Origin of the sequence: Psychrobacillus sp. FJAT-21963, from assembly GCF_001420585.1 — a bacterium.
Classification (GTDB): Bacteria; Bacillota; Bacilli; order Bacillales_A; family Planococcaceae; genus Psychrobacillus.
Genome location: NZ_LJIY01000017.1, coordinates 47,280 through 55,052 on the forward strand (window position 1 = coordinate 47,280; position 7,773 = coordinate 55,052).

Annotated in this window: 9 protein-coding genes; all 9 read left to right on the forward strand. The window is 37.7% G+C overall.

What is annotated here, in order from left to right; translation table 11 throughout:
• Positions 1–13: 13 nt before the first annotated feature.
• The 9 genes from AN959_RS20015 (at position 14) to lysS (ending at position 7,420) form a co-directional block, all read left to right on the forward strand.
• Complete coding sequence (locus AN959_RS20015) at positions 14–1,387, forward strand: anthranilate synthase component I family protein (RefSeq protein WP_056833373.1); 1,374 nt, start codon at positions 14–16, stop codon at positions 1,385–1,387.
• Positions 1,384–1,974, forward strand: coding sequence for an aminodeoxychorismate/anthranilate synthase component II (pabA, locus tag AN959_RS20020; RefSeq protein ID WP_056833362.1), 591 nt, complete (start codon positions 1,384–1,386; stop codon positions 1,972–1,974). Before AN959_RS20015 ends, pabA begins: the two co-directional genes overlap by 4 nt.
• 1 nt (position 1,975) lies before the next feature.
• Positions 1,976–2,809 (forward strand): aminodeoxychorismate lyase, encoded by an 834-nt coding sequence (gene pabC, locus AN959_RS20025; RefSeq protein WP_056833363.1) that lies wholly within the window; start codon positions 1,976–1,978, stop codon positions 2,807–2,809.
• Between the two features lie 4 nt (positions 2,810–2,813).
• A complete protein-coding gene (gene folP / locus AN959_RS20030) occupies positions 2,814–3,671 on the forward strand; it encodes a dihydropteroate synthase (protein ID WP_056833364.1) in 858 nt (285 codons plus the stop codon).
• A 6-nt stretch (positions 3,672–3,677) separates the two neighbouring features.
• Complete coding sequence (gene folB, locus AN959_RS20035; RefSeq protein ID WP_056833365.1) at positions 3,678–4,043, forward strand: dihydroneopterin aldolase; 366 nt, start codon at positions 3,678–3,680, stop codon at positions 4,041–4,043.
• The gene (gene folK / locus AN959_RS20040) at positions 4,040–4,558 is read left to right on the forward strand and encodes a 2-amino-4-hydroxy-6-hydroxymethyldihydropteridine diphosphokinase (RefSeq protein ID WP_053591064.1); all 519 of its coding nucleotides are present in this window, start codon (positions 4,040–4,042) and stop codon (positions 4,556–4,558) included. The genes folB and folK overlap by 4 nt, the downstream gene beginning before the upstream one ends.
• The gene (locus AN959_RS20045) at positions 4,510–4,728 is read left to right on the forward strand and encodes a helix-turn-helix domain-containing protein (RefSeq protein WP_053591063.1); all 219 of its coding nucleotides are present in this window, start codon (positions 4,510–4,512) and stop codon (positions 4,726–4,728) included. The genes folK and AN959_RS20045 overlap by 49 nt, the downstream gene beginning before the upstream one ends.
• Positions 4,729–4,730: 2 nt before the next feature.
• The gene (dusB, locus tag AN959_RS20050) at positions 4,731–5,756 is read left to right on the forward strand and encodes a tRNA dihydrouridine synthase DusB (RefSeq protein WP_253278954.1); all 1,026 of its coding nucleotides are present in this window, start codon (positions 4,731–4,733) and stop codon (positions 5,754–5,756) included.
• 173 nt (positions 5,757–5,929) lie between these two features.
• Entirely contained in the window at positions 5,930–7,420 is a 1,491-nt protein-coding gene (gene lysS / locus AN959_RS20055) for a lysine--tRNA ligase (RefSeq protein WP_056833367.1), read from the forward strand.
• Positions 7,421–7,773: the final 353 nt, after the last annotated feature.

The following is a 7,773-nucleotide window of genomic DNA, read 5'->3' on the forward strand; positions in this document are numbered from 1 at the left end:
TAAGACCTTTCATATGTCAAAAGAAGATTTTTTCTATGCTTATAAAGAAATCACAAAATCGGAATCACATCATTTATTTTTAGAAAGTGGTAGAGGTGGCCGTTTGAGTGTTGCTGCTTGGAATCCTTTGGCGATTACTAAATCTTTAGACACTGGATTACATATAAAATGGAGGAATGGGGATGAAGAGATACGTCATGGAGAGGCGCTTACGGAGTTAGAAAAGCTTATTGAATCCTACCACATCCCATTTCAAGAGAATTTGCCTGATTTTCAAGGTGGAGCAGCTGGTTTTATAAGCTATGATTATGCACGCAAAATAGAAGTGCTACCAACATTAGCTGAAGATGATCTACAAATACCTGATATCTATTTTTATTTATTTGATTTCTGGGCTGTACTTGACGTGGAAACTCAACTTGTTACTTGTATGAAACTCTCTACGAGTAATATAAATTTAGAGGATATGGAAGATGCTTTTAAGACTTCAAGTAGCAAAGCAGAACGTAAATTTTCATATGAATCTGCCGCAGAAGTAACTAATGATGATGCGGAGTTGCTCGTCTCTGTGAGTGGAAATGAATTTGAGGCTGCTGTCCGTCAAGTGCAGGAGTATATTGCTCAAGGGGATGTATTCCAAGTGAATTTATCGGTTCGCCAATCTAAAAGGCTAAATGCTGAGTCGATTGCTATGTATGAGGCACTTCGTGCATTTAATCCATCTCCCTATATGGCTTACATTCAGTCACCAGATTTTGCAGTTGTTTCAGGATCACCAGAGCTATTAGTGAAGAAAAAAGGAACTGAATTATCGACACGTCCTATCGCTGGAACGAGACCGCGTGGTAAAAGCAATGAAGAAGATATCACATTGGCTAATGAGCTTATACAAAATGACAAAGAGCGAGCAGAACATGTTATGCTGGTGGATTTAGAAAGAAATGATTTAGGACGGGTCTCATCCTATGGAACGGTTGAAGTAAACGAATTTATGGTCATCGAACGCTATTCGCATGTTATGCATATTGTTTCCAATGTAAGAGGTACACTTCGTCCAAGTACATCGAATACAGAGATTATTCAAGCGATGTTCCCAGGAGGTACGATCACAGGTGCTCCGAAAATCCGTACGATGGAAATAATTGAAGAGCTTGAACCGGTTCGACGCGGATTATATACGGGATCAATTGGTTGGTTAGGGTTTTCAGGTGATTTAGAATTAAATATTGTCATTCGCACTGCTTTTATTCAAGACGGAATGGCACACATTCAAGCGGGGGCGGGAATTGTAATCGATTCTGTTCCGGATGCAGAATATAAGGAATCCTTAAATAAAGCAAAAGCATTATGGCAAGCAAAAGCTATGGCAGAAAGAGGTCAGCTATGATTTTAATGATTGATAACTATGATTCCTTTACTTATAATTTGGTGCAATATATTGGTGAACTTGGGGAGAGAGTGACGGTTGTTCGAAATGATGAGCTAAGTATCTCGGAAATAGAACAGTTATCTCCATCTATAATTGTTGTTTCTCCAGGCCCTTGTACACCTAATGAAGCTGGTATTAGCCTGGATGTCATTACTCATTTTGCAGGAAAAATACCTGTTTTTGGTGTTTGTCTTGGACATCAGTCGATTGGACAAGCATTTGGTGGTAAAGTAATACGCGCAGAAAGACTAATGCACGGAAAAACCTCTCCTGTTTATCATGATGGAAAAGGAGTTAATACAAATATGCCAAATCCTTTTCAGGCGACAAGATATCATTCTTTACTAGTAGAAAAAGAATCATTGCCTGATTGTTTAGAGGTGACTTCTTGGACAGATGAAGGAGAAATAATGGGGCTTCGTCATAAAGAGTTCGCAGTAGAAGGTGTACAATTTCATCCTGAATCGATTATGACAGAGGAAGGTAAAAAACTAATTCAAAACTTTTTTGAAGCATATAGCCCTGCAGTAAGGGAGATTATTTAATATGGATGCTTGGAAAGATGGAGAATATTATCGAGCGGATGAACTTAAAATTTCTCCTTATGACCATGGCTTTTTGTACGGGCTAGGGTTTTTTGAAACATTTCGCACGTATGATGGAAAAGTATTTTTATGGGAAGAGCATTGGAATCGACTTTCTCTAGCACTAGCTGATTTTCGTATTACAATGCCTTTTGATCAAGAAACAATTATGGAAGCTGTAAAAGTATTAACTACTATGAATAACGAGGAAGACGGTTATTTTCGTTTAAACATTTCAGCAGGTGTCCATGATATCGGGCTACAGCCTAATAATTATGACAAGCCGACTGTTATTTTATTTCGAAAACCTTTACACACTGTACCTAGAGGAACAGAAAAGTCGGCCGTTTGGTTAGAAACAGTGAGAAATTCGCCGGAAAGTGTCACACGTCATAAATCTCATCATTATGCGAATAATATACATGCTCGATTCGAGGTTGCATCACTTGCGTCACTAGAGGGTATCTTTCTAACTTCTGATGGTTTTGTAGCAGAAGGAATTACGTCCAACTTATTTTGGGTAAAAAATGGGAAGTTATTTACACCTTCTTTGGAAACAGGAATATTAGCAGGCATCACACGTGATTGGATCATTAAAAATTCACCAATAGTAGTAGAAGAAGGTTTATTTAAACAAGATGCATTGAATGAAGCGGACGAAGTATTTATTACCAATGCAGTACAAGAGATTGTGCCTATAAAAGATATAAGCGAAAAGCATTATTTAGGAAACCAAGGACCCGTTTATGCTACGCTTCATGAGATGTATGTAAAGTGTATTCAGAAAGAAGGATAAAAACATGAACTTACAATTTAATACCAAGCCTTTTGAAGCTGGTGGGGTTACGTTAGATTTTCGAAAAGAATCAATTGTTATGGGGATATTAAATGTTACACCGGATTCCTTTTCGGATGGTGGAAAATTTAATAACGTAGAAGCCGCAGTAGCTCGTGCAAAGCAAATGGTTACAGATGGCGCCAAAATCATTGATATTGGTGGTGAATCCACAAGACCTGGGTACACTATGATTTCAGATGAAGAGGAAATAGCGCGTGTCGTACCAGTTATAAAAGCAATTACTGCTGAAGTAGATGCGGTCATTTCCATCGATACATATAAGTCAGAAGTTGCAAGAGCAGCAATACTGGCAGGTGCACATGTCATTAATGATATTTGGGGCGCAAAAAGAGATTCAAAAGTTGCCAAGGTAGCTGCAGAATTAGGAGTTCCAATTATATTAATGCATAATAGAGATAACGAAGAATATACAGATTTTTGGCCAGAAGCAAAACAAGATTTAGAAGAATGTATTCAAATTGCAAAAGCAGCAGGAGTGACCGATGATAATATTTGGTTAGATCCAGGTATCGGCTTCGGTAAAACTACAACTCAAAATGTTTGGATGATGCAGCACTTAGATGAATTAGTAGATATGGGTTATCCAGTTTTACTTGCAACATCTCGAAAACGTTTAATCGGTAATGTACTAAATCTTCCTGTAAATGAACGAATGGAAGGTACAGGGGCAACCGTGTGCTATGGTGTTCAGCTTGGTTGCCATATGGTGCGAGTACATGATGTGAAGGAAATTGCCCGTATGACAAAAATGATGGACGTGCTAACAGGAAAGGTGCAATTTAAGGAAAGTGAGGCTTAATTTTTTATGGACTATATACATCTGAATGATTTAGAATTTTATGGGTTTCATGGTGCGTTACCTGAAGAAACAAAGCTCGGTCAAATTTTTCGAGTAACCATCACACTAGCTTGTGATTTAAAAAAAGCTGGTGAAACCGATAACTTAGATGAAACAGTAAATTATGCAGAGGTATTTGAGCTTTGTAAGGAAATAGTAGAAGGCAAACCATATTTATTAATAGAAGCAGTTGCTGAAAATATCGCTGGGCGTATCATATCAGAATATGAATCTAAGGTGAGTGGCTGTCGCATACAGCTAGTGAAGCCTAATCCGCCTATTGCAGGCCATTATGCTTCTGTCGCGGTTGATATTACGAGAGGTATACTATGAATATAGCGTATTTATCATTAGGATCTAATATCGGAAATCGATTTGATTTTCTTAGAAAATCTGTTCAATTACTAAATGATTCTGAAAGTATACAAGTAACGCAAGTTTCTTCTGTTTACGAAACAGATCCAGTTGGGTATGTAGATCAAGCTGCCTTTTTGAATATAGTGGTGGAGCTTGAGACATTATTTACACCGCAGGAATTATTAAAGAGATGCAATGAAATAGAGGCAGAACTAGGTCGTACTCGTGAAGTTCGTTGGGGTCCTCGAACTGTAGACCTTGACATTTTGTTGTATAATGAAGAGAATATGAAAACGGAGAACCTTATTATTCCTCATCCAAGGATGACGGAGAGAGGCTTCGTGCTCGTACCTCTTGTGGAGTTAAATTCGGATTTAGTTGAGCCTCTTACAAAGCGTTCTTTATTGGAGCTTGCACAAGTTCAGAAAGAAGGCGTTCATATATGGAAAACGTTCGATGGGGTAGACGCATTCGTGCATTTCGACGCTTAAAAAGGTTGAGTCAAGTTGAACTGGCGAAAGAAATGGAGATGTCTGTGTCTATACTCGGGCAAATAGAGCAAGGGAAAAGAGTTCCAAGTGAACGGCAGTTAGATAAAATTGCTTCCTTGTTAGATATACCGATAGAAGAATTAAAAGGAGAAATAAAGGCAGGTGAATGATTTTGACAAAAGCAGCGACAAAACCATTTAAAATTGGAAATTTTGAAATGGATAATCGTGTCGTGTTAGCGCCAATGGCAGGTATTTGTAACTCTGCTTTCCGATTAACTGTTAAAGAGTTTGGAGCAGGGTTAGTTTACGCAGAAATGATTAGTGACAAAGGAATCGTTAATAAAAACGAAAAGACTCTGAGCATGCTTTATATAGATGAGCGAGAAAATCCTCTATCACTTCAAATTTTCGGGGGAGAAAAAGATACACTTGTAGCAGCTGCCAAATACGTAGATCAGCATACTTCTGCGGATATCATTGATATTAATATGGGGTGTCCGGTAAACAAAATTATTAAGTGTGAGGCTGGAGCGAGATGGCTTCTTGATCCTGAGAAAATTTATGAAATGGTTTCTGCGGTAGTCGACAATGTAAATAAACCTGTTAGTGTAAAAATGCGTACAGGTTGGGACGATGATCATATTTACATTGTAGATAATGTTCGTGCAGTAGAACGTGCTGGCGGAGCAGCGGTTGCCGTACATGGTCGTACTCGTTTACAAATGTATGAAGGGCACGCGAATTGGGATTTGATTCGTCAGGCAAAGGAAGCTGTGAATATACCGGTTATCGGTAACGGTGATATAAATACTCCACAAGATGCAAAGCGTATGTTAGAAGAAACTGGCGTCGACGCTGTAATGATAGGGCGAGCAGCTCTAGGAGACCCATGGATGATTTATCGTACGGTGGAATACTTGGAGACAGGTGAACTTAAGCCTGAACCTACAGTAGAAGAGAAGATTGAAGTGTGCTTATTACATTTTGATCGTTTAACTGCATTAAAAGGAGAAGGTATCGCTGTAAGAGAAATGCGTAAACATGCTTCTTGGTACTTAAAAGGTATTCGTGGTAATGGTAAAGCGCGTAATATGATTAATCAAACAGAATCTGCACAAGAGTTAAAGGATTACTTACGTTATTTTGCGGAAGAAGCATCAAAAGAATATAATGCTGACTCTGTTCTTGCTTATTAAAATGAGGGCTATCACTTACTAGTGATGGCTCTTTCCGTTTTAAAAGATAATCAGAATAGTGAAATATATTCTTTCGTGTAGGAAAAAGGTGAACAGCGTACAGAAATTGTGTACAATAAGTTCAACGTAATAAAAGATAGTTGCGGATAATAGGTAGTGGAGGAGTGACAAACATGTCTAATGTAGAAGAATTAAGCGATCAAATTTTGGTGAGAAGACAGAAGATGACTTCTATACAAGAAAAAGGATTAGATCCTTTTGGTAGCAAATTTGAGCGTACCCATTTAAGTAATCAAGTAATTGCTGAATATGATCAATTTACTAAAGAACAATTAGAAGAAACACCTCATGAAGTCGTAATTGCAGGACGAATTATGACTAAAAGAGGAAAAGGGAAAGCTGGATTTGCACACATTCAAGATTTGGGCGGTCAAATTCAAATTTATGTACGAAAAGATGCAATCGGAGAAGAAGCGTATGAATTATTTAATACAGCTGATTTAGGAGATATTGTAGGAGTAAGAGGGAATGTATTTCGTACACAAGTAGGCGAACTATCGGTGAAAGCGGTAGAATTCACATTCTTAACAAAATCCCTACGTCCAATGCCAGAAAAGTTTCACGGTTTAAAAGACGTTGAGCAACGCTATCGTCAACGTTATTTAGATTTAATGACAAGTGAAGAAAGTAAAAATACATTTATTGCTAGAAGTCGTATTATTCAAGCGATTCGTCGTTATTTAGATGGACAAGGCTATTTGGAAGTTGAAACACCGATGTTACATACAATCGCTGGTGGAGCAGCTGCTCGTCCTTTTATCACGCATCATAATGCATTAGATATGGAATTATACATGCGTATTGCGATTGAATTGCATTTAAAACGTCTAATCGTAGGTGGATTAGAAAAAGTATATGAAATTGGTCGTGTTTTCCGAAATGAAGGTGTTTCAACACGTCATAACCCAGAATTTACAATGATTGAATTGTATGAAGCGTATGCTGATTACCAAGATATCATGAACTTAACAGAGAATCTTGTTTCTCATGTTGCTCAAGAAGTATTAGGGACAACTACTGTTACTTACGGTGAGGATCAAATTAACCTTGCTCCTGGCTGGAGACGTTGGCATATGGCAGATGCGGTAAAAGAAACTACCGGTGTAGACTTCTGGAAAGAAATGACCAAAGAAGAAGCGCATGGTTTAGCAAAAGAACATGGTGTTGATGTAAAACCTACGATGGAAGTTGGTCATGTATTAAATGAGTTCTTTGAACAAAAAGTAGAAGAAACATTAGTGCAACCTACATTTATATATGGACATCCTGTAGAGGTATCTCCTCTTGCGAAGAAAAATCCGGAGGACGGTCGTTTTACAGATCGTTTTGAATTGTTCATTGTTCGCCGTGAGCACGCAAACGCATTTACAGAACTAAATGACCCTATTGATCAACGTCAACGCTTCGAAGCCCAATTACTTGAAAAAGAAGCAGGTAATGACGAAGCGCATGAAATGGATGAAGATTTCTTAGAGGCATTAGAATATGGTATGCCGCCAACAGGTGGTCTTGGAATCGGTATTGACCGTTTGATTATGTTGTTAACTAACTCTGCATCTATTCGCGATGTATTATTGTTCCCAACAATGCGTCATAAAGTTTAATCGTTTTATAAAGTTCTATATATATGAAGGAGAGATGCTACTATTTGTAGTGCCTCTCTTTTTTTTATAGTTACTATATGTAGTATGTAAAATAGGAAGGGAAGTATTTTAAAAAAAGTTAATAAAAACACTTGCCATAAGTTAAAGAGGGTGGTATAGTTATCAAGTTGTCATTTTTATTACCGATTCACATCGAAAATAAAATAAAAAAGTTGTTGACATAGATAACGAGATTTGGTATGATATTAAAGTCGCCAAAACGACAACACAATAAAATTTAAACATGAACATTGAAAACTGAACATGCAAAACGTTAAGACATATAGCTTGATAGACTAGCTTCGGTTAGTCGG

Coding starts and splice junctions, on each gene's coding strand:
- lysS (WP_056833367.1), top strand. CDS start 5,930: ATGTCTAATGTAGAAGAATTAAGCGATCAAATTTTGGTGAGAAGACAG.
- folK (WP_053591064.1), top strand. CDS start 4,040: ATGAATATAGCGTATTTATCATTAGGATCTAATATCGGAAATCGATTT.
- AN959_RS20015 (WP_056833373.1), top strand. CDS start 14: ATGTCAAAAGAAGATTTTTTCTATGCTTATAAAGAAATCACAAAATCG.
- AN959_RS20045 (WP_053591063.1), top strand. CDS start 4,510: ATGGAAAACGTTCGATGGGGTAGACGCATTCGTGCATTTCGACGCTTA.
- pabC (WP_056833363.1), top strand. CDS start 1,976: ATGGATGCTTGGAAAGATGGAGAATATTATCGAGCGGATGAACTTAAA.
- pabA (WP_056833362.1), top strand. CDS start 1,384: ATGATTTTAATGATTGATAACTATGATTCCTTTACTTATAATTTGGTG.
- folB (WP_056833365.1), top strand. CDS start 3,678: ATGGACTATATACATCTGAATGATTTAGAATTTTATGGGTTTCATGGT.
- folP (WP_056833364.1), top strand. CDS start 2,814: ATGAACTTACAATTTAATACCAAGCCTTTTGAAGCTGGTGGGGTTACG.